Consider the following 19,751-nt stretch of genomic DNA (forward strand, 5'->3'; position numbering starts at 1 on the left):
CAGCAGATAACCGCGCCGTCGTGTCCTTATCCGGCGATCATGTCGCGTCTCTCAATCAGCGGTCGGGTCATCGCGGGGTGGCGGGCGGCCAATCCCACGGAGCCGTGACGCACGTGTCGTCCGGCCACAGCAACAAAGCCATACCCGCCTCCCCTGGGTAGCCACGACCCTACAATGACCGCGGAACTGAGCCCGGTAACAACATAAGGAGCCCAGCAGATAACCGCGCCGTCGTGTCCTTATCCGGCGATCATGTCGCGTCTCTCAATCAGCGGTCGGGTCATCGCGGGGTGGCGGGCGGCCAATCCTACGGAGCCGTGACGCACGTGTCGTCCGGCCACAGCAACAAAGCCATACCCGCCTCCCCTGGGTAGCCACGACCCTACAATGACCGCGGAACTGAGCCCGGTAACAACATAAGGACAGCCACAAAAAACGCTTGTAAACAAACAGGTCCGGGCACGGCGGAGCTCTGCGACGACGGGACCGGGCCCAACAGCCGGCCACGAAGCGAAGCGCAGTGGACGCCCGTTACTGGTTGGAGCGCAGCGGAGACCAGCACCGCAGTGTCGATCCATTGGTGGGGTTGGTACGGTGGGTTTGTCCCGCCGGAGGCACCCCCCATGTTGCCGGCGGGACACCCTCGTGGAAGGAACAACAGCGACCGTGGGACTGAAAAGCCTTTTCACCAGGCACACGAAACCGGCACCACCGCGATCCCCCGCACCGCTGGGGGTCCCTGCCGTGGTGCGTGAGCCACTGACGCCGGAGCAGCTGGCAGATCTCGACTCCGCGCGCGGTGAGTTCCTTCACGTCGCCGGAGAAGCCGGACTGAACTACGTGCACGCCTACAGCCTGGATGGCAGCCGCTGGCAGGACGACCCCGAGGCCGTCCGCGCCATCACAGCGCTCATCAAAGAGATACTCGATTCGGACACGAACACACCCACGACTGAGGAACCGGGCCGGTAGATCTGGCCGACCCCGATGTGGCAGACCCGCCCCTGACAGCGGATTCTTCGGCCCGGGCCTGGCGCTGAACCCCGCCGCCGTCGGACTTCACCCGCGCATCACAGACCCGGATCACGCCTGCCTGTCGCGGTGGACGGGTTGTGCCCACTGGGGGCAGGTGGAGCCCTCCGCACAGCTCAAAGCTGTCCCCGATTGGCGTGCAAGCCGTCCACGCCGCCTTTGGGCGGCTTATTTCGTCTGCCCTTGGGAGTAGGATAAATTCGAACATATATTCGAATAAAAGGTGTGTTGTGGGCGTGATAGTTGGCCCCCGTGTGGTAGATGCGGGACTCTCTTTGGTGACCGTTTTGCTGGCTCCGGTTGCGGTGGCTGCCGGCTACCCGTCCCCTGCCCAGGATTACTTTGATGGCCGGATCGACCTCAATGCCCATCTGATCAAGGACGTGACCAGCACGTTCATCGTCCGGGTCACCGGGCAGTCCATGGAGGGTGCCGGGATCAGTGACGGGGATGAGTTGATCGTGAACCGCGCCCTGGAACCGAAGGACGGTTCCGTCGTCGTGGCCGTCCTCGACGGGGAACTGACCATCAAACGGCTGCGGATCACCGCCGGGGGCGTGATCCTGCAGGCCGACAACCCGCGGTTCCCGGATATCGAGGTCCCGGCGTTGTCGGACCTGATTATTTGGGGCGTGGCCACGAGGTGCCTGCACCATGTGTAAGCCCAATTGCATCAGATACACAATTCTCGGTGGCTCCGATGTCTAAACCCGCGGTGATGCGCCGGATGCAGGAAATCGCGCACGTGGACGTGAACTGCTTTTACGCCTCGGCCGAGCGGGCCTTCAACCCTTCCCTCGAGGGGAGGCCGGTCATCGTGCTCTCCAACAATGATGGGTGCGCGGTGACCCGCTCCCCTGAAGCCAAACGACTCGGGATCGGTTTAGGGGATCCGTGGTTCAAGCTCCGGCCGCGGGCCAAGGAATGGGGCCTGGTTGCCCTGTCGAGTAACTACGAGTTATACGGGGACATCAGCTCCCGGGTGATGGAGTTGTTGGGCCGGTACTCGGCCTGGCTGGAGGTGTACTCCATCGACGAGGCCTTCCTCGGGGTCAAAGGCGAACCCGACCAGCTGCTGGAGTTGGGGCGGGAGATGAAGGCCGCGTGCCGGCGGCACGTCGGCGTGCCGGTCTGCGTCGGGATCGCACCGACGAAGACGCTCGCGAAATTGTGCAATAAATGGGCCAAGAACAACCCCGCGTTCCATGGTGTCTGCCGGTGGGATTCCGTGCCGGTCGCGCAGCGCGAAGCGCTCATGGCGAAGCTCTCCGTGATCGAGATCTGGGGCGTGGCCACCAGGTTGACGAAGCGCCTGAACGCGATGGGAATCTTCAGCATCGCGGACCTGGTGCGGGCGGATCCGGTCGCGATCCGGGACAAGTTCTCCATCGTGATGATGCGCACCGTCCTGGAACTCCAAGGCACCCCCTGCATCCCCATGGAGGAAGAACGGATCGGACGGGACCAGCTGATCTTCTCCCGGTCCTTCTCGACGCCGATCACGACGGCCGCGGGGTTGAGGCAGGTCATGAGCGCGTACGCACAGATGGCCTCGGCACGTCTGGCCAAGCACGATCTGCAGGCCAAGGTGCTGACGGCGTTCGCGGCGACGTCGCACTTCAACCCGAACGAAAAATCCTTCCCCTCCACCTGCGTGGTCTTGCCGGCTCCGACGGCGGACCCGGTCCTGCTCACGAAAGCCGCGCACGTCCTGCTCCCCCAGGTCCATGAGGGCGTGAAGTATGTGCGGGCGGGGATCATGGTCACCGACCTGCGCCCCACCGGGAACCAGAGGCCCCTGGAAATCTTCGAAAACCCCCACGAAGAACGCGGCATCGGGGTCCTGCTCGAAGACGTCACCAAACGGTACGGCCGCGGCTCCATCGGCCTCGGCCATGCGGGGATCCGCGGCGGACCCGGCTGGACCATGAAACGAGACATGCTCTCCCCCAGATACACCACCCACTGGGACGAACTCCCCCTCGTCAAAGCCGCCTAACACCCGGCCCACCCACCACCTCCACCTACCCGCTTTGTAAGGAGCAAGCCCAGATGACGCTGGCACCCGAACACCCCACCCACAAGACCGGCAGCCTACCCGTGGTGTCCGTGCGGTTCAGTCCCGACGGCACACCCTTGGCCGTCCGGCACGAGGGCCGGATCTGGATGGTCGACCCCGCCCTGCACACGAACCACTGGTACAGCCGTGACGCCTGGTGGGAAACCCGCAACCGGGCACCCCGCGGCACCGGGGACGTCGTGTCCGTCGAACACTGGCAGTTCCAGGCACAACCAGCCGGTGGTGGTGGTGTGGCGACGGTGTCCCTGCGCCGGGAACCGCTGTCGGAGCAGTGGCTGCTTGAATCGCTCAGCCACGACAACACGGCCCGGGTCGAAGAGACGTGGGCGTGAACCACTCCCCTACCCTCGACCACATCTGGGAACAGGTCAGGACAGAGTTCACCCTGCCCGCCCTCGATCAAGTCCGGGAACGGCTATCAACCATCCACGAGGACCCCGGCCCGGTGCTAGAACAAGTAATTCGGGTGTTCATCGACGGCGGGACGTTCTGTCCAGGGTTCCAGTTCCGGGCCGACCTGTCCCTTCACCCGGCGGTGACAGCATTGTTCCGCCGCGCGATGGAGCTGAAAGTTCCGCACAACTACTTCACCGCCTGGATGCTCACGCCACGGAATGCCTTGCGCGGCCGCCGCCCCGTCGACATCCTCGACACCGCACCCGCGCCCGTGCTGGTGGGGGCCCTGGAACAGTCCTTCCCCACCCGGGTCTAGGATGCTTCCGTGGAAGTGATCCTGACCGTAGAAGACCCTGCAGGGGCAACCAGCCATGTCACCGCCGAAGCCGCCACCTATGAGGATGCCAAGGCCGCGGCAGAGGCGAAGATCCCCGAAGGTTCCAAAGCCATCGTCATCCGCACCGCCTGACCTAGAAACCCATTGGGCAAGGGAACCGCTCGTGCCTAAGGATGCGTGGACGGTCCTCTCAGTCCTATGCCTGGTGATGTTTGTCAGGGCTTGCCGGTCCAGGGTTTGTTCCACGCTGGCGTGCTGAAGAGTTTGATGTAGACGTCGAGCCCACCGACCTGGGTTTCGCGGCGGTTCCGTTCGTTGCGCACGACGGCGAGGCGCTCCACCCACTTCTCGAACTGGTCAGCCCTGCGCTCCTCCGGTGCGCGGACCCGCCATGCAGGCTCGGTAAGGACACCATAGAGCACCGTCAGATTCCCAATATGGGTGACGAGGCCCTTATCGTGCGCGTCGAGACCCGCGGGACTCAGTGTTTCCAGGTCCCCGTTCCACGCGGGCGCTCCAGGAAGTCGGCCGTCCTCGTCACGTTCCTCGTCAGTGTCCACGCGCGCTCCTAAGGATGTCATGGTTGATTCCTATCAGCTGGGCCCGACATTTACACCCTATCCCCACGGGCCTCATTCGGATCGCGGCACCCACGACGGCGTCGATGACCACCCGGGTACGTGCTCGTCGAGTTCTTTGATGCGATCAAGGTGGCGGCCGTGCCGGGCGTGCTTCCGGTACGCGGCAACCAAGCTCGCCAATGACCGCTCGGTGTCATCGCCGGCGGACGGGTGCGGCAGTCGCCCGGTGGCGCCAATCCACGCAATGAGCTCGTCCCGGCGCTCCTGCCACAGCCGATCGCTGCCAACAGCCCGACCGTTCGCCCACCCAAGGCACGCCGCATCCAGCAACGAAGCAGCCCCCTGATCGAAGCTTCCTTTACGGTGAAGGATCCGCATCCGCTTCAACGCCCGATACAGCTCCTCTTCCACGGTGCCCGGGGCCGCGGTGCCCCTCGGCAGGGTTCCGGCGTCTTCGAGGAAGGCAACGATTCGCTGTGCGGACGCAACAGGGCCGCCGGGCATCGAAGGGCGGGACGCGGGAGTCATCCAATCCACGCTATCGAACACCCGCGGCATCACATAACACCAGATCAGAGGCTATGCTCCGGCTGGTTCAATCAGTTCGGGGCCGTTGTTGCGGACGCTGATGACCCGGCAGCTGACGATCCGCGGCATGGGCGTGGGTTCGGGCAGTGAATCCAGTACGCGCTCGACATGGGTCCTGTCAGTTGATTTAGGGTCCCGCCAGTCGGCGCACCCCTACGCAGCATTTCTGCTTTCATCGGGATGGCGGGAAGCGCGCAGTTGGGTCACAAAAGGAGCCCTACGAACCAAGGCCATCCCTCAGAAGACCCAGTGCATGTCCGTTCTTATGAGCTTGAGCTATACAACCGACGGGCGAACTGGATGGCGCCAGGCGCGTCAAACCAACCTTTGCCAAGAAGGTGCTCTTCCCTGGCCAAGGTTGAGCTGGGGGCAATTGCGGACGAACCACCCCGCACTCGCCCTCCACGTATGGCGGCTCTCATAAAGAAACACGTGGCACTGCCTCCCAAATAGACGCCAGGAACCCAGGGGGTCGGATACCCGACCCCCATGCCAGCTTTCCACGCATTGCTGTCAAAGCCGGCAACACACCTATGGGGCGACGTTTCGTCCCGGGGCGAGGTTTCGCGTTGCGCCCGGGAAGGCGCTCCCTTCGCTGTACAGGGGTTCGCGGCGACATACCTCGTCCATGGCAGCTTTGGTGATGAAGTCCGACCGGAATTCATCCATCTCCTGGCCGTTCGTTGCCAAGAAGGCGGCCCTGGCGCTGGTCCGTTTTGCTGCGGCCGTGCAGTAGGTGACCTTTGGGTTTCGGCGGGCGCTCCCGCAGGCGTGACATGGCTGGGAGCTGGGGCCTGCGGAGCCGGCTGTCTTCGCAGGCCGCCGCAGGCCGGTTTGGTGGGGACGATGACCTGTACGGCGCCGCCCAGCAAGGCCAGCTGCACGGGGCTCAGCGCCTCAAAGGTTCTCGGGAACCCGGCTCCTTCAAAGAGTCAGCAGGAAGCTCCTCGGCGGAAGTAGCAGTCCGCGGCCACCCTCACTCAACGGCAAGGAACAACTCGTTCTGTCATCTGGCCCCGATGACTTCGCCCTTAGGATGTGGTCCATGAGTGTTGCAGCTGCTTCCCTTCTGGCGCAGGTAATTCCTGCCCTCTTAGTCGCTGGCCTCCTAGGGCCGCTTCTTCTTGGTTTCAGGATGCAGCACCCAGAGCGGTTCTTCTTCGCAAGCCAAGTGGTCACAGTAGTGATAGCCGAGGCATCTTGCCTTTATTACGCAGCGGTCAATGAAACGATGCCACTAATATGGTCGGCGATCGTGATTACAGCGTGCATGTACCTGCTATTTGGAATCGTTCTTACTGTCTTGGTCTGGGCCCGAAGAAACGAAGCCGAAATCTTGGAAGAGGCTCGCGCCAAGGCGGGGAGGAAGTCCTTGAAGCAGCGTCGTCGGGGTAATCCTCAGCATAAGAACGCTAGCACTATCAGGCATGACCTGCACAATGAAACGCGCCGGTCATCGTAGGCTCTAGCAATGACCTCTTCTTGCCCGCCTCGCTCCAAGTAATTCGTCCATCGAGCTCGTCGCAACGATGTTCAATTGTCTTGTGGATGTGCTCACTGAAACCTATACAAACGCAGACGTTCTCCTGAGGCCAGCGCGCGTGGCCGTGCTGTTCCCCGGAGACGATCACTGGCGTGAGAACGCCCGCTTTGCAATAGCATCGGTCGGAAACTACTGGGGTGGGGCGGGATTTATCCTCGTTCCCTACCGGAAGGACGGGACAGTCGATGCCGGAATCCTGGACGTAGTCAGATCGTACGATCCAGACCATGTGGTGGCTCTTCGCGCGACACAGAGTGAACGTGAGCGTATTGCCCGGATGCATGCATCGAGTGCAAATGAAAGTGCTTCAATCTCTGCTCCTAATTCTGAGAGCTTTCTACGTGGACCGGATTTGCCCCGAGCGGACGCAGCGGCGATCGAGGCAAGAAGGCTCGTCTCTGATCACTGCACCCCTTTCAAGCAGGCTTTTCCGGACAACCGGCAGGAGAATGAGACGCTCTCGTACCTTGATTCGGAACCGGGTAGAACGTCCTGGGTTGCTGCCGCCCGGCGAAACACCGACTTTAGGCTTCTCGCAGTGTCGGAGGCCTGGGAATCGGACTCAGCGCTCTCCCTATCCATACGTACCGGAATCCTTCCGCACTCCAAGGAAGTAGAAGTTAGTCCCAATCGATCGGAGCCGGACTCTGCTCAAATGATGAGGATTGCGTTGGGTGCTGAGCGGTGGTCTCGTACCCTGCCCATTGAAGTGATGCAGAGCCTAAATATTGATGGACAGGATGCTTCTTCAAAAGATCCCCGCTTCTGGTTCGATGAACCCGGGGCGGGCCTTGCTCAAGTGCGTAATCGTTTTTCGGGCGAAGGCGGAGCAATCGTCATCGGAGACAGTGCAGAGGATTTTGCCTTGGCATATGCGTACGAACGACTGTTGGGCTTCGGAGTGTGGATCACACCCAGAATGCTGGCCGAGTCCCGCATGGCGTTCAGCATTCGTTCGGCCCTAGGGCTGGCGGCCGACCGCATTCAAGGTAATGCTGATCGTCTCATGCTTACTTCCTCGTCGCTGGAAGACGCGGAGCTCAGCGCGATTGCGGCCGTCCTCGAAGTGGAATCCTGGGAGACGAGCCCCTTGCGCGGAACGGCCACAGGAATGCTCGATGCGGTCCTTCGGTTGCCAGGCGATATGGAAATTGGACGTCCTGCTCTCGAACTCGGCCTCCACCAATTGGTCGTCGAGGACCCAGCCGTTACGTCGTTATCCGTACCGGCATTCATTGGAGAAGATTCAACCCTTCATATGAGGGCACCGATGTCCTCTCCCATCCCGGCCAAGCTTCTCTTCGGGAAGGATGGGCAGAGACCCTATTGGTATGTGAGCGTCGGATTTTCCAACACAGCCATGCCGCGTGGCCGAGGCGTTCCACAACAATTTCTCGATCCTGACCAGCGGCGGCATTACAGCACCCAATCTGTCCGGAGCAGCCGTGAGGGCCTCAGTTACCACTCCCAAGCTGGGGGTCTCATTCTTGCCGGAACCTCACTGGCAAGCCAAATTTATAGGCCAAGGCTCAAGGTTCTGGGCATGCAACCCTGGATACAGGCAATGGCCAGCAAAGCAGGACTCGACGCTGTCCCTTCACTCCCTGGTCTGCACGCACAGCTGCTGTCACGCCGGCTCGGTGGCAGAACTGCTCTGGTGTCGTTGATCGCAGGCCCATTCCACCCGGCGCTTCGAATCTTCGCGACACTAGGCAGGAATGCTAGGACGAGTAGTGCCTTCCCGCAGGGTGACGGCGTTGTTCTTGGAGAAGACCCCTACCCCCGCTTCCAATCGTTCTGTCGTGTGCTACCGGGCATCGCCCAACAGTCCATCAAAGGTTGGATTGATCGCTTAGCCGAAGCCGAGTTGTTGTGGCGAGGTTTTGTATTGGATTGCACGGAATGCGGTCGCGCCTCTTTTGTAAGACTTGGCCAAGTCGGCCAGCGCTTTGAATGTTCCCGCTGCCTGGCAGTCAATGAATTGGCGGCAGCACGGTGGAGAACAGACACAGATAATCCTCCTTGGTTCTATGACCTCCACCCTGCCTTCCGGGAGCTTATGGCCACCAACGGAGATGTAGGCCTTTTTGCAGCCCAGAAGCTGCAGCAAGGATCTTGGGAGTACGCGGACAGCTCAGAAATGGAGTTCCGTAAAGCAGGTACGTCAGCACGGGTAGCAGAGATCGATTTGATCGCTCATGTCGACGGAAAAGTCGTCCTAGTTGAAGCAAAGTCCAACGGCCGCTTGGGCAGTACTCGCGCATTGTCTGCAGACGCAGCGAGAAAGAAGGTTGACATCGCTGTCGCCCTGCGCGCCGACCGAATCATTCTGGCCACCTCAGAACCGCACATGGTCGCCTCAGCCAGCGAGCATCTTCGATCCGCTGCGAACGCGGCGGGTGCGACACAATTGGAGATCGAAGAGGTTTGCGGCTTGGGTCCCATGCAGGAAGGTCAGTAGCCTCTGATCTCCAGATTTAGGAGGTCTTCGCGGCTGAGCCGTTACACAAGATCGGATGGAACTCTAAGTAAGGGACAGAATCGGCTGCTTGAATGTGTCGTTGCCTTGCGAGCACCAGGGACCGGCGATCACAACTGAATCTCCGGATTGGGTTTGGCACTTGCAGCGTGAGGTGAGGGCTTAGCTTCGGGCGTGCACCTAACAGACACTATTCTCGCCAAATTTTCAGGAAAACTTGACTAAATGACGACCTCAGAAAGACGCAGCCCCAAGAGTTGGCTGTCCCAGCGAACGACACTTGAAAGTGGACTGCTTTGGGCCTGCATTGGGCTAACTGGAATCATTGTGGCGCTCTGTTGTGCACTGCAGGTCAAGACCGCCCCTCTCGAAGCGGACTGGGGTAACATCGCGGATTGGGCTGGCGCGGTGGTGACCTTCGGTGGTTTTGTGGGCGCGATCTTGGCCGTCCGGGTGCAGACGCGAGCTGTTTCTATCCAGACTGCCCAACGCAAAGATGAACTTGACGACAGGGCGACTGCCGATGCGGCTGCAGCCTCCGCGGAAGCCCTTCGCAGAGATGCCCATCACAAAAGATTTGCTCACGCTGTTACTTTCGATGTTTCGGCTAAACATGATCGCGGCCTGCCGGGACACAGGTCGGCTTTGGATGGGCAACTCGTTTTCAGATGCCGCGCAGATTTCCCAGGAGACGCTTTCGAACCCTACTCGGACTGCAGAATCATCATCCCAGAACCTCTTCCCCAGGAAGTCGCGCTGTTCAACGTGACTATCGCCAGGGTATCCGAAAGCAACCTCGGGTCATCCGGTTACCGTTCGAACCTCACATGGAGAGCCACAGGAAATGGGTGGTTCAGCGCCGATGATCGTAAAGCTTTCAAGTGGTTTGCTCCACTCGTCGCTTTAGAATTCACTGATCCCGAAGGCATCCGTTGGCGCATCAACGGAAACCAACAACTCTCCGAAATCTGAGTTAGCGACAACACCCCGTTGCATTCGTGATTATCATCTCGACAGCTAGGGAACGTCACCAGGCAGCTGCACTTTGGGAAGTCTAAAGTAGGGAGACAGTCTGAAGGGAAGCTGGCTGAGCGTCGAATTGTGAAGGGTTGGTCACGAATGCTGCGAAGCTGCAGGAGCCTGCTCTGACAAACTTTGCATATGCTGAACAACGAGGATGCCTCACTACTCGACTGGGAGGAATTGAACGAATGGCTCCAGAAGACGCAAGACCGGTCAACCAACAGACTCTCATATGCCCCGCATCCAGACAGCGTGCTATCCGGCGATGAGCAAGGGATGCCCGAGGGCTCATCGGTCGCTGCAATCGTCCGATCTCTACTCGATTCTGCAGTAGACGACCTCTCCGCTGCCTACGATTTGGCGGCCGGGCTTGGTCGGCTGCACCCTGCGGGCATTCCGACCCTTGTGCGAGGCTCAATTGAGCTGTCTTGCATTGGTATGTGGAAATGACGGGGGCTGGCCGCGTCGGACGCCAGGAGCGCGCGCTGCGGGTCGCCCATGATTCGCTCTTCAATGCAGGCAAGTATTTCGGGCATCTAGCGGGAAATACCACGGTTCCGGATAGAGTCCAGCAGGACGCGAACATCGCAGCAATAGATATGAATGCCCAGATAGACAGCCTACTAAGCAGTGCATCCTTCCTAGGTATGAAGAAAACTGCAGTGAAGTCTGCTCTGAACAGAACTGCTGCCCTGCAGCAGACGGATAAGGAACGGGGAACAGAGTTCTTCTCCAGATGGCAGCTGTGTTCCGGATTTGCACACGGATTCTCTTGGGCGCCACAACTGTTCAATGGCTTCGCATACAGGCACGTGATGGAGGGTGGAGGAGTTATAACAGGCAGGGTCCTGAACGAAGAGCGAGCATTCGTATTGCTCGGTTGGGGTCGACACGCCATCGAAGAACTGCTGCTCTCGTTCAGCCAAGGGCTGGTGCCAGCGCCCCAAAGTTCACGAACGACCATCCACGTGAGCCCGCCTCTGGAACAAATTCCAAGCTTTCCGGCCTACTAGAGCAGCAAATAGGCGTCTGCCTCTTCAGGCGAGCAAGAAGCGGCTAATTCGGCGCGATAGATAGAAGCTGGTGGAACAGGCTTCGAAGTTAACGGACAGAGATTAGAGGTAAGTAGTTGATGATGGTTCCATGCACAAACCCCAGCAGCGGATACCAACAGCATCGTTTGGGGAGTGAAAACCATAGAAAGTGTTGCTTTGGGAGAAGCGCGACGCCGCAGACCAACTATCCCAGAGCCTCAAATCCAGCCGACTCTCTCCGGAATAATCCGACCCAAACGGAAGGGAGCCTACCGCGTCCGGCAACCATCAATTATCACGAGATGTACAGACACCCGTCACCAATAGCGCCTCAACAGCGTCCCACGAACCCGAACGTTACGGAGTATGAGAGGCAAGTCTCGAGAGCGGGCGGCGAGCTGTTGGCCTGTGGCGTGTTTGACCTTGACTCGATTTTCTCCGAAGCGGCCGCCGATCTACTGGAAGCCAAGAACCGCTCCGTCCTCCACAAGTGGAAAGGAAATCACTGGTTGTGCGGCGTCCTGTGGAACGCGGCCGAACTCCTTATCCACACAGAACCGAGTGAGCTTGTCGGCAAAACAGCAAAGGAGCTCTGCCACAAAGCCAAAGTCCCTCGCTTTGTAGCCAACGTCATCGGAAAAGTCGAGACTGAGGCAATCAACTCTGTCCTTCCAAGTTCCCCAACGAAGCTTGCTTACTTCATGAAAGTGCTTGTCGCTCTGATCTGCGCAGATACCAATTACTGCGCCCACGGTCAGAAGGCCATCTATTTCCTACTCGAACCCGAATTAGTGCTCAGTTTGCGAGAGTTCACGGCGTAGCGCGACAACGCTTCAAACGTCGCGTCAAGGTCTAAGCGAAATCTGTTTGGACGTGCAGGCACAGGGCTCGAAACCGCCGACATAGTCGCATGGCAGCGTTGAGTGTTCAGCGGTCGTACTCCGTCCGTTGCTGGTGCGCTTGCTTCAGTCTGAGAGGCTCGGATCTCGTGACGCCTACACCCGGGGCTGCGGAGCCTGACAGATGCGGAAATGACGCGTTCATGAGGCGTTGAACTTTCTCCAGGCGTGGGTCGATGTTCGGCCCGGCTTCGGACCGAACAGGTTCTTCTGGTTTTGCTGTGTCGGCTATGAGTTGGTCGATGCGTGCCGTGTTGGCTTGGGCGGTTTTGAGCGCTTCGGCGTGTTTGAAGGGTTCGGCGAGGGCTTTGTCGGCTTGGTCAATGCGGGTGAGAGCATCCTGGCGTCGGGTTTCGACGTCTGCGGCGAGCCGTGGCAGGGAGGAGACTCTGTTTTCGAGCTGCCGGATCGTGCCCACATCTGCTGCCAGCAGGCCCTTGCGGGAGATCTGGGTCGTGGCTCTGGGGACTCCTTCGAGGCGGACTTCCACTGTGGAGCGGTCGAGGTCCCGGCCGGGGATGAGTTTGGCGCGGAGTTCGTGGCCGCCGAGGGCAGCGATGGTGCCGAGTTCGTCGTAGCCGTAGAGGTTCATGAGCCGGTGCCCTTGCCGTCCGGCCCATGCCCGGAGGGCTTCGGCCGCGTCGGTGCGGTTGTCGAGGGTTTGGCCGTTGATGGTGGCTTTGAACTTGTCGGCGGTGGTGTCCACGGTCCGTTCGATGGCGGCGTGGATGAGGGGCAGGTCGTGGGCTGCGGCGTCGGCTGCTGTTTGTTCTCCGCGTTTGGTGTGGGCGACAGCGACCTGGTTCCTGTTGTACGCCCTGTCGAGGCGGGACAGACGGGCCAGTTCCTGGTCGGCGACGGCTTTTTCGAGGACGAGGGGGTTGCCGCTGGTGATGGCTTTGGCTTGGGCGAAGTTCAGGGTGTTGTCGCCGATGTCTTCGATTTCCCGGACGTCGAGGCGTCCGCGCATGATCTGGTTGATGAACCTGGACTTCCGTTCCAGTCCCTGCCACATGAAGGAATCGAAGGATTCCTTGGTCACGACCTGGGAGATCCGCACTTCGGGGTTTTGGTTGCCTTGCCGCAGGATCCGGCCGTGGCGTTGTTCGACGTCGGCCGGCCGCCAGGGGGCGTCCATGTCGACCAGGTGCACGGCCCTTTTCTGGATGTTGGTCCCGACACCCATCTTCGAGGTCGACCCGATGAGGACGGCGATCTGTCCGGAGCGGGCGGCGGCGAACAGCCGGCCCTTCTCATTGTCGTTTTTGGCTTCGTGGATGAACCGGACCATGTGTTCGGGCACGCCCCGGCGGCGGAGTTGGTCTTTGAGTTCGCCGTAGACGTTCCACTTCTCCGAGGGGGTGCCGAAGTCGCAGAAGACCAGCTGCAACGCCCCGGGAACGGGGTCGGGTTCCCCGGTGGACGGGTCGGTGTAGAGGCGGTCTTTGTACTCTTCGTACACGCTGGCCAGCAGGTCGGCCGTGGCGCTGATCTTCGTGGGCCCTGCCTGGTACAGGCCGGGGTCCACGAGTCTCATGTCCAGGGCTGCTTTGCGGCCGTCCGAGGAGACTTTGAGCATGTTGTCTTCCTCGGAGTCCACAAGGCGCTGCTGAATGGCGTCGACTCGGTCGCCGATGTCCTGGATGTAGGCGCGCAGTTCGGGGCTGGGTTCAACGGTGATCATGTTCGGCTGCCGCAGGCCGTCCCCGTCCCGTGGTGCCAGGTCCGGGGTGGGGAGGTTGAGGTCTTCGGCGGTTTTGACGTCCGCGAAGGTGTGGAACATTTTCAACAGTTCGGGGACGTTCTGGAACTTCGCGAAGCGGCTCTTGAGTTTGAACCGGTCCCCGCCGGCGACGGTGAGTTCCATTTCTTCAACGACCTGCCCGAACGTCGCGGCCCAGGTGTTGAAGTCCTTGATCCCGGCGGCCTGGAGCAGGTCCGGGCGGAGGTAGCGTTGCATGACGTACATTTCGGTGACGGAGTTCGCGATCGGTGTGGCCGTGGCGCCGGTGATCACGCGCCGGCCTTCGCGGTGGCGCAGGAACTCGGTCTTCATGTGCAGGTCGGAGGCGCGGTTGGAGCCCGTGATGGCGGCGCCGGGGATGTTGGAGGGTGTTTCAAGGTTCTTGTAGTCGTGCAGCTCGTCCACGACGAGGTAGTCAATGCCGGTTTCCTCGAAGCTGATCCCGGGGTCGGCGGGGGTGTCGAGTTTGGCTTTCAGTCGCTCTTCCCGGCCCATGACGGCCTTTTCGAGCCGTTTGATGATGCTCGCGTTGGCACGTCCGTTGTCCCCGGCGTTGCTCTTGGCGGCTTCGAGTTCGGCGCGTACTTGGGCGACTTCGGCCCGCATGTAGGCGGCTTCGGCTTCCGGGCTGAGGCTGACGCGCTGGAACGCGGTGCGGGTCATGATGACGGCGTCCCACTGGTTCGCTGACGCGCGGGCGACGAACTGGCGGCGTTTGTCCCCGGCGAGGTCGGCCGATGAGGCGGCGAGGATCCTCGCTTGCGGGTAGACCTGCAGCCATTCCCGGGCGAATTGTTCGAGCATGTGGTTTGGGACGATGACGGCGGGTTTGTTGACCATGCCCAGCCGGCGCAGTTCCATGACGCCCATGACCATCTCGGCGGTCTTGCCGGCACCGACTTGGTGGAACAGGCCCACGGCGGGTTCGGACAGCATCCGGGCCACGGCCGCGCGTTGGTGCGGGCGGGGGGAGAAGTCCTTGGCCATCCCGGGCAGGGTCAGCCGTTCCCCTTCGGTGGTGTAGTCGCGGAGCACGATGGAGTTGAAGCGGCGGTTGTACTCGTCGATGAGGCGGTTGGCGCGTTCGGGTTCTTCCCAGACCCATTCGCTGAACCGTTCCTGCAGCAGTTGTGCTTTCTCCTGTGCGGCGGCGGTTTCGGTGGGGTTCAGGATCCGGCGTTTGTCCTCGCCTTCGTCGGTGACGCGCACGGGGCGTTGTTCGAGGACCTGTTTGAGGATGTCGGAGGCGGGCATCCGTTGGGTGCCCCAGCTGCTCGTGGCCGTCAGGGTGTGGCGGTTGGCTTTGACGTCCCACAGGGACCCGGCCGCGTTGGTCACGGTGGCATAGGGGTCGGCCAGGATGTCGCGGACGAATTCCTGGTGGGTGTCGGCGTCGACCCAGACCGCCCCGAGGCGTGCTTCGACCTCGTCCATGCGCAAAGGTTCCGGAATGGCCTCTGTGAGGGCCCGGACGTTGACGGCGTACTGGTCGTCGGTGAGGGCGGCGGCTTGGGCGATGTCCAGTTTTTCGCGGACGTTCCCGGAGAGGTATTCGGCACGGGTCTGAAAGGTCTCCTCCGGGCCGGGCACCTGGTAGATGCTCTCCCCCATGGCCGCCCGTGCCTCGTCCGGGCTGGTGCCGAGGAGGGACGCGGCGTAGTCCAGGTCAACCTCACCGACGGTGTCGAGGGTGACGGTCAGGGCTTCTTCGGCGGTATCGACGCCAAGGATGGGGCGACGGGGCTGGACCTGACGGCTGGACAGCAGCGCAGCCGGAGTGGCTGTCTGGGTGGCGTCGTCGAAGTTCTCCAGCCCTTTGACCAAAGGCCCGAACGGGTCACGACCCAGAATGGTCACCGGGCGGGGTGTGGTGCGGGCCTGGATGGGCTCGCCCGTATCCTGGTCCACGCGGCCGGTGTCCCGGAGCGTGTACCGGTTGATCGGCCCGTACGTGTCCACGTACCGGCCGTAAGCGGTCTTCAGCTCATCACGGAGCATGTCGATGTCGGCGGTGTCGTCCCGGGACTCGGCTTCTGCGGTGAGGAGCTTCCGGCCGGCGTTCCGCAAGCCCAGCAGGGCGCGCAGTTCCGCGGCCTGGGTTTTAGGGACAGCCAGGTCGGTGTGCGAGCCGTTTTCGACAACGGTGAACCCGGCGCCGGTGGCGCTGATGTGACCTTCCCACTCATTTGTTGCGGCCGGGACGTAGGCGGCGCGCTGGCGCTCCTGGTCCGCTGTGCGTTCGGTGATGACCAGACCGGCAGCCTTCGCGTCGGCGACAATGCCGGCAAGGGCAGTGTTCAGGCGGTCCGGGACGGTGGAGAGGTCGTCGGTGGTCAGGTGCAGGGTTTCGGCCCCGTGCATGCCGTGGGCCACGTGCAGGTCCCCCAGCAACCGGTCGGGGTGCTCATCGAAGTAGGAGTTCAGGCGGGTGATGGTCCCATCGATCCTGCGGGCGCTGACGGTCTCCCAGAGCGTGGAGGCCGGTTCCTGGCCGGGTTCCCGGCGGCGGAAGATCAACAGGTCGGTCATGGCGTCGGTGCCGGCGGCCTTGCGGTGGGCGCCGGTGGGCAGGCGGACGGAGCCGACGAGGTCGGCGAGCTGGTTCATTTCCCGGCGTGCTGCCGGGTTCGTGGCGTCCAGGGTAAAGCTGGACGTCAACACGGCCACCATCCCGCCCGGGCGGGTCAGCTCCAGGGATTTAAGGATGAAGTGGTTGTGGATCGAATGACCGCCGGCGTTATGCCGGGGATCGTGCAGGGCGACGTTCGCGAACGGCACGTTGCCGATGGCCAGATCGAAGTAGCCCGTGGGCAGTTTGGTGTCCGCGAAGGACTCCGCCCGGACCGTGGCCCCGGGGTAGAGGGCCTGGGAGATCGCCGCGGTCGTCGGGTCCAGCTCCACACCGGTCATCTCCGCGTTCTCGGGCGCGAAGCCGATGAAGGTTCCGACACCGGATCCCGGCTCCAACACGGTGCCGCCCTCGAAGCCGAGATCCTGCACAGCGGCCCACATGGCTTTCACGTAGGCGGCGTCGGTGTAGTGGGCGTTGATCGTGGTCCGGCGGGCGGCACCGTACTGGGCCTCGGTCAGGAGGCTGCGCAGGTGCTCCCGGTCCCCCGCATACTCGTCCCGGGACTCATCGAAGATCTGGAAGACACCTTGCGCGCCCCAACTCCCCCAACGCGCCAGGACCGCCTTCTCAGCATCCGTGGCGACCCGGTCCTCGGTCTGGAGCGTTTGGAGTACCTCGAGGGCTTCAAGGTTCGCCCTGATACGGCTCCGGGCACCCGACGGCGCCAAATCCTCCTGAGACGCTGGACGGAACCCCTCGGAGGCAGTTTCTAGAGTTGTTCCCGAAGGCGTTGCGCTTCGGCCATGAACTCCAGATGCTCCTTGATACTCGGGGACTCGTACTCGTCCTCCTCGGCCTCCGTCTCCGGAGGCGAAAGCAGCTCGTACCGGACGATCTCCTCGGCCTGGCCCCGGGCCGCGTTCAACCGGCCGACCTTCTCCAGATACCCCTCCCCTTTCGGGTCCGGGCCCGCGATCTTGACCTGCAGCTCGTCCACCCGTTCTTGGGCCTGCTCCCCCAGCTTCGTGAAGAACTCCTCCGGGTTCTGAATCTCGCCATACCGGGTTGGGCTGGCTATCTTCCAGGCCTCTTGCGCCTGCCTGCCGTACTTGTTCATCACGTTCCTCCTCCGGTGCCGCCCACAGAGCCTCAAAGCTCAACTGACCATCAATCTGCTTCTTACGCCCCGCCACCGATCACTCCCCTACCGACTTTTCTCATCCGAAAAGCCACGCTAGCGAGGAATTAGTTCGGCTGCTTGTCAAACGAGTCAGAGCCGCCCGCTGGTCCTACGGCGTCCCATTTGGACACTGCCCAAGTGATTTTGAACTGCTATCAAATAGCTAGCACTAGAAATTATTCGTAGGTGCTTCTGACCTGCTCAAGCCCGATCCTCAGAGCGCGTAAAGCCATAGGATGCTTCTTTCGACCTTCCAGGGCTGCCACGGAAGTCAGAAGTGCAGACAAATCCATCTCGTTTTCGAAGCGAAGCAACATCGTCCTTGGGTTCTCCTTATCTCTAAGGTCACTCAGTTCAGGCGTGACGCTGGGTCGAATAGGTGTTGGTTGTTCACTTCTCGCCGGAGGCGCCGCCAGGAGTGGTTCAGCTGCATTACCAAAGGCCTCGATCGCTTCGTCGCGAGCCCGGTCGGCGGGAGAACGTTTCTTCAGGGCCATCAGCCGATCAGCTCCTCTACCAGTCCCCGGATTTCACGTGCGGCCTTCGGGTTCTTCCATTCAACGACGCCTAGCCCCTCCCCCACCACGTCGCGATAGGCCTTGCGTTCGTAGAGAACGGTTGTCAGAGGCTCGATGCTTGGGTAATCAGCCAGATACTCTCTCGCATCGGCGCTTTCAGACTCAAAAGCATTCGTGGAAACGCGAGTCAAGGCTCCTCGGACGCGTAGGTCCGGGTTGAAGTCCCGGGCAGTGTCAATGAGTCGGTCGACCGTCTCCAACGTATCCAAATCAAACTGACTGGACTGGGTCAGGATCAGCAGCTGGTGAGCTGCGGTCATAGCGGTACGCATTTCCTTGCTGTCCTTGCCCGCGACGTCGACCAAGACCACGTCGTAGCTGGAATCGAGTTCCCGGAGTGTTTCGTGAAGACTCCCCAGCTTCTCAACGACAAAAATCTGCGGCTTATGCCCTGCTTCCTCACGGTCGCCCGCCCAACGGGCAGTGGATCGTTGCCGGTCCCCGTCCACGACTGCCAGGCGCAGACCACGCTTGGCCAGCTCAACTGCAAGATTGGTGACAACCGTGGACTTGCCCACGCCACCCTTTTCGCTTCCAACAACAATGATCATGGCATTCACGCTAGCGCACCCTGGCTATCAAACTGCTAGCGACACGCTACTGATTTGATAGCAGTTGCAAAGTGCTATCAAACTACTAGTGCGAGAAGTGCGCCTGGCCGCATCGAGCGCAGCGTCCCGCTTATCCTTGCTTTCAAATCCCTAGCACTTGCAAAGTGATAGTGATTTGAAAGCAGATCACAACCCACGACCCACAAGAACCGCGGAATGCCCGTCACCCTAAGCTGGGCCCACCAATGGCACTGGGATCTTTGGCCCCATGGGCCCACACCTCGAGCGGGGGAGTGCCTGCATCAAGTTTCGTAACGCTAGCAAAGCACTAGCAAAGCACTAGCATTATGAAAGCGCTAGCAAATCAGTAGTGCTCGAAGGTGTGCCGCCAGGACTCGGCCACCTGGAGCGCAGTGTTCTGTTCATCCACACTTTTTGAATTACTAGCACTTGCAAAGTGCTAGTAATTTGAAAGCAAGGCAACCCCGCGTGCCACAGGACGCGCGCTATCGATTTGCTAGCGGTATCAGAGTGCTATCAAAGCGCTAGCAAATCGATAGCGCGACATAGCTCTGAGAATGTCACGAGTCCAAGCGCTTCAGTCCCAAATTGCAATGAGAGGGGACGCTCCTTCTCGAAGCCGCATACATATACTTGCGCCTCTGCAATCTACCTTTCCAACAGTTTCAAAGTGCTAGCAAAGTGGTACCAAAGCGATGTCGGCGCCCGCACATCCGTCGAAGCGTTGTCGTGATATCAGTCAGCTAACAAAACAGACAGCTTCTTCAATCCTCCAGCAGTGTCTCTTGTGCAAAGATCTCATTGTCAGGATTTCCTGACAAGCGCCACGAGTACGAGGTTTGTACGCGTGGGGGAGCTTCGGACTGGACCAAAGGTTGGACTATGCGCTGGGACATGCTGGACGGAATTCACGAAGGATGGTTGGGTGCTGTTGTACCCGACGGTCGGATTTCAAGAGACATCAGGGCAGGAGGCGTTTATGTCGAAGGGATCACTGGTGCTCATCCTCGCAATCCACTCATGCCCAACCACGAAATCGTCCAGGACGACCACGTCATAGGTTGGCACGCCGCCTGTTCGTGCGGCTGGACGGGGCCTCGATGGAACCGCGTA

17 protein-coding genes are annotated in these 19,751 nt (G+C 60.9%); 10 read left to right on the top strand and 7 right to left on the bottom strand.

The annotated features are described in order from the left end of the window. The first annotated feature begins 666 nt into the window (after positions 1-666). The 6 genes from ACFVSJ_RS19750 to ACFVSJ_RS19775 all read left to right on the top strand — a co-directional run bounded on the left by ACFVSJ_RS19750 (position 667) and on the right by ACFVSJ_RS19775 (position 3,977). Entirely contained in the window at positions 667-972 is a 306-nt protein-coding gene (locus tag ACFVSJ_RS19750; RefSeq protein WP_387438751.1) for a hypothetical protein, read from the top strand. A 290-nt stretch (positions 973-1,262) separates the two neighbouring features. Continuing rightward, entirely contained in the window at positions 1,263-1,694 is a 432-nt protein-coding gene (locus ACFVSJ_RS19755; RefSeq protein ID WP_387438752.1) for a LexA family protein, read from the top strand. 38 nt (positions 1,695-1,732) lie between these two features. Next, the gene (locus ACFVSJ_RS19760) at positions 1,733-3,031 is read left to right on the top strand and encodes a Y-family DNA polymerase (protein WP_387438754.1); all 1,299 of its coding nucleotides are present in this window, start codon (positions 1,733-1,735) and stop codon (positions 3,029-3,031) included. Positions 3,032-3,084: 53 nt separating this feature from the next. Continuing rightward, positions 3,085-3,444 (top strand): hypothetical protein, encoded by a 360-nt coding sequence (locus ACFVSJ_RS19765; RefSeq protein ID WP_387438755.1) that lies wholly within the window; start codon positions 3,085-3,087, stop codon positions 3,442-3,444. Next, on the top strand, positions 3,441-3,824 hold the full coding sequence (locus ACFVSJ_RS19770) for a hypothetical protein (protein WP_387438756.1): 384 nt from the start codon (positions 3,441-3,443) through the stop codon (positions 3,822-3,824). Before ACFVSJ_RS19765 ends, ACFVSJ_RS19770 begins: the two co-directional genes overlap by 4 nt. A 9-nt stretch (positions 3,825-3,833) precedes the next feature. Then, on the top strand, positions 3,834-3,977 hold the full coding sequence (locus ACFVSJ_RS19775) for a hypothetical protein (RefSeq protein ID WP_387438757.1): 144 nt from the start codon (positions 3,834-3,836) through the stop codon (positions 3,975-3,977). Positions 3,978-4,060: 83 nt separating this feature from the next. Here ACFVSJ_RS19775 and ACFVSJ_RS19780 read toward each other — a convergent pair whose 3' ends face one another. The 3 genes from ACFVSJ_RS19780 to ACFVSJ_RS19790 all read right to left on the bottom strand — a co-directional run bounded on the left by ACFVSJ_RS19780 (position 4,061) and on the right by ACFVSJ_RS19790 (position 5,683). After that, positions 4,061-4,426, bottom strand: coding sequence for a hypothetical protein (locus ACFVSJ_RS19780; RefSeq protein ID WP_387438759.1), 366 nt, complete (start codon positions 4,424-4,426; stop codon positions 4,061-4,063). A 51-nt stretch (positions 4,427-4,477) separates the two neighbouring features. Beyond that, positions 4,478-4,954, bottom strand: a complete 477-nt coding sequence (locus ACFVSJ_RS19785; RefSeq protein ID WP_387438761.1) for a hypothetical protein — start codon at positions 4,952-4,954, stop codon at positions 4,478-4,480. 591 nt (positions 4,955-5,545) lie between these two features. Next, entirely contained in the window at positions 5,546-5,683 is a 138-nt protein-coding gene (locus ACFVSJ_RS19790; RefSeq protein WP_387438830.1) for a hypothetical protein, read from the bottom strand. A gap of 1,529 nt (positions 5,684-7,212) precedes the next feature. Between ACFVSJ_RS19790 and ACFVSJ_RS19795 the strand changes: the two genes are divergently transcribed. The 4 genes from ACFVSJ_RS19795 to ACFVSJ_RS19810 all read left to right on the top strand — a co-directional run bounded on the left by ACFVSJ_RS19795 (position 7,213) and on the right by ACFVSJ_RS19810 (position 11,914). Beyond that, entirely contained in the window at positions 7,213-9,018 is a 1,806-nt protein-coding gene (locus ACFVSJ_RS19795; protein WP_387438762.1) for a hypothetical protein, read from the top strand. Positions 9,019-9,261: 243 nt separating this feature from the next. Further along, positions 9,262-10,008, top strand: coding sequence for a hypothetical protein (locus tag ACFVSJ_RS19800; protein ID WP_387438763.1), 747 nt, complete (start codon positions 9,262-9,264; stop codon positions 10,006-10,008). Positions 10,009-10,505: 497 nt separating this feature from the next. Beyond that, positions 10,506-11,072, top strand: a complete 567-nt coding sequence (locus tag ACFVSJ_RS19805; RefSeq protein ID WP_387438764.1) for a hypothetical protein — start codon at positions 10,506-10,508, stop codon at positions 11,070-11,072. A 323-nt stretch (positions 11,073-11,395) separates the two neighbouring features. Continuing rightward, on the top strand, positions 11,396-11,914 hold the full coding sequence (locus tag ACFVSJ_RS19810) for a hypothetical protein (protein ID WP_387438766.1): 519 nt from the start codon (positions 11,396-11,398) through the stop codon (positions 11,912-11,914). A 106-nt stretch (positions 11,915-12,020) separates the two neighbouring features. On the opposite strand, the gene ACFVSJ_RS19815 is transcribed toward ACFVSJ_RS19810, so the two are convergent. The 4 genes from ACFVSJ_RS19815 to ACFVSJ_RS19830 form a co-directional block, all read right to left on the bottom strand. Next, positions 12,021-17,036 carry a helicase-related protein gene (locus tag ACFVSJ_RS19815; protein WP_387438768.1) on the bottom strand — a complete coding sequence of 1,672 codons (5,016 nt, stop codon included), beginning with the start codon at positions 17,034-17,036 and terminating at the stop codon, positions 12,021-12,023. Positions 17,037-17,077: 41 nt separating this feature from the next. Beyond that, a complete protein-coding gene (locus ACFVSJ_RS19820; RefSeq protein WP_387438769.1) occupies positions 17,078-17,425 on the bottom strand; it encodes a TnpV protein in 348 nt (115 codons plus the stop codon). A gap of 239 nt (positions 17,426-17,664) precedes the next feature. Continuing rightward, on the bottom strand, positions 17,665-17,985 hold the full coding sequence (locus ACFVSJ_RS19825; protein WP_387438771.1) for a hypothetical protein: 321 nt from the start codon (positions 17,983-17,985) through the stop codon (positions 17,665-17,667). Continuing rightward, positions 17,985-18,617, bottom strand: a complete 633-nt coding sequence (locus ACFVSJ_RS19830; protein WP_387438772.1) for a division plane positioning ATPase MipZ — start codon at positions 18,615-18,617, stop codon at positions 17,985-17,987. Before ACFVSJ_RS19830 ends, ACFVSJ_RS19825 begins: the two co-directional genes overlap by 1 nt. Positions 18,618-19,751 lie beyond the last annotated feature (1,134 nt).

This window comes from Paenarthrobacter sp. NPDC058040 (genome assembly GCF_042885775.1).
Lineage (GTDB): Bacteria > Actinomycetota > Actinomycetes > Actinomycetales > Micrococcaceae > Arthrobacter.

Excerpts from the sequence above, each read along its gene's own strand:
- ACFVSJ_RS19780 (WP_387438759.1), bottom strand. The coding sequence starts at position 4,426 with ATGACATCCTTAGGAGCGCGCGTGGACACTGACGAGGAACGTGACGAG.
- ACFVSJ_RS19795 (WP_387438762.1), top strand. The coding sequence starts at position 7,213 with ATGATGAGGATTGCGTTGGGTGCTGAGCGGTGGTCTCGTACCCTGCCC.
- ACFVSJ_RS19825 (WP_387438771.1), bottom strand. The coding sequence starts at position 17,985 with ATGGCCCTGAAGAAACGTTCTCCCGCCGACCGGGCTCGCGACGAAGCG.
- ACFVSJ_RS19805 (WP_387438764.1), top strand. The coding sequence starts at position 10,506 with ATGACGGGGGCTGGCCGCGTCGGACGCCAGGAGCGCGCGCTGCGGGTC.
- ACFVSJ_RS19830 (WP_387438772.1), bottom strand. The coding sequence starts at position 18,617 with ATGATCATTGTTGTTGGAAGCGAAAAGGGTGGCGTGGGCAAGTCCACG.
- ACFVSJ_RS19800 (WP_387438763.1), top strand. The coding sequence starts at position 9,262 with ATGACGACCTCAGAAAGACGCAGCCCCAAGAGTTGGCTGTCCCAGCGA.
- ACFVSJ_RS19820 (WP_387438769.1), bottom strand. The coding sequence starts at position 17,425 with ATGAACAAGTACGGCAGGCAGGCGCAAGAGGCCTGGAAGATAGCCAGC.
- ACFVSJ_RS19760 (WP_387438754.1), top strand. The coding sequence starts at position 1,733 with ATGTCTAAACCCGCGGTGATGCGCCGGATGCAGGAAATCGCGCACGTG.
- ACFVSJ_RS19810 (WP_387438766.1), top strand. The coding sequence starts at position 11,396 with ATGTACAGACACCCGTCACCAATAGCGCCTCAACAGCGTCCCACGAAC.
- ACFVSJ_RS19790 (WP_387438830.1), bottom strand. The coding sequence starts at position 5,683 with ATGGATGAATTCCGGTCGGACTTCATCACCAAAGCTGCCATGGACGAG.
- ACFVSJ_RS19785 (WP_387438761.1), bottom strand. The coding sequence starts at position 4,954 with ATGACTCCCGCGTCCCGCCCTTCGATGCCCGGCGGCCCTGTTGCGTCC.
- ACFVSJ_RS19765 (WP_387438755.1), top strand. The coding sequence starts at position 3,085 with ATGACGCTGGCACCCGAACACCCCACCCACAAGACCGGCAGCCTACCC.